The organism is Klebsiella sp. GN_Kp190 (assembly GCF_040061795.1).
Taxonomy (GTDB): Bacteria; Pseudomonadota; Gammaproteobacteria; order Enterobacterales; family Enterobacteriaceae; genus Klebsiella; species Klebsiella michiganensis.
In genome coordinates this window covers 1-1,058 of sequence record NZ_JBEAFN010000062.1, presented here as the reverse complement: position 1 = coordinate 1,058, position 1,058 = coordinate 1, and the positions used below count along the sequence as shown (strand labels likewise).

At 54.2% G+C, this 1,058-nt stretch carries 1 protein-coding gene; it reads right to left on the bottom strand.

All coding sequences use genetic code 11. The features are described from left to right. A partial coding sequence (gene tuf / locus ABLU67_RS24000; protein ID WP_048263853.1) for an elongation factor Tu occupies positions 1–1,058 on the bottom strand: 1,058 nt, incomplete at both ends.

The window sequence follows — 1,058 nt, the reverse complement described above, 5'->3', positions numbered from 1 at the left end:
CCTTCACGGATTGCGAAACGCAGACCGTCGTCCATCGCGATCGGGTGGATCAGGGTAACAACCATTTTGATGTTGTCGCCCGGCATTACCATCTCTACGCCTTCCGGCAGTTCGATGGTGCCAGTCACGTCAGTTGTACGGAAGTAGAACTGCGGACGGTAGCCTTTGAAGAACGGAGTATGACGGCCGCCTTCGTCTTTGGACAGAATGTACACTTCAGATTCGAACTTGGTGTGCGGCTTGATAGAACCCGGCTTAGCCAGTACCTGACCACGTTCGATTTCTTCACGTTTGATACCACGCAGCAGAACACCAACGTTCTCACCAGCACGGCCTTCGTCCAGCAGTTTGCGGAACATTTCAACGCCAGTACAGGTAGACTTCGCAGTCTCTTTGATACCAACGATTTCAACTTCTTCGCCAACTTTGATGATACCGCGCTCTACACGACCGGTAACAACGGTACCACGACCGGAGATGGAGAATACGTCTTCGATCGGCAGCAGGAACGGCTTGTCAATCGCACGCTCTGGTTCCGGGATGTAAGAATCCAGGTAGCCAGCCAGTTCGATGATTTTCGCTTCCCAGTCTGCGTCGCCTTCCAGCGCTTTCAGAGCGGAACCGCGAACGATCGGAGTGTCGTCGCCCGGGAAATCGTACTGAGACAGAAGTTCACGAACTTCCATTTCAACCAGTTCCAGCAGCTCTTCGTCATCAACCATGTCGCATTTGTTCAGGAACACGATGATGTACGGAACGCCTACCTGACGACCCAGCAGGATGTGCTCACGAGTCTGCGGCATCGGGCCGTCAGTCGCAGCAACAACCAGGATCGCGCCGTCCATCTGCGCAGCACCGGTGATCATGTTTTTAACATAGTCGGCGTGGCCCGGGCAGTCTACGTGCGCGTAGTGGCGAGTCGGGGTGTCATATTCAACGTGAGAAGTGTTGATGGTGATACCACGAGCTTTTTCTTCCGGCGCGTTATCGATCTGGTCGAATGCGCGAGCAGAACCACCGTAGGTTTTAGCCAGAACGGTAGTGATTGCAGCGGTCAG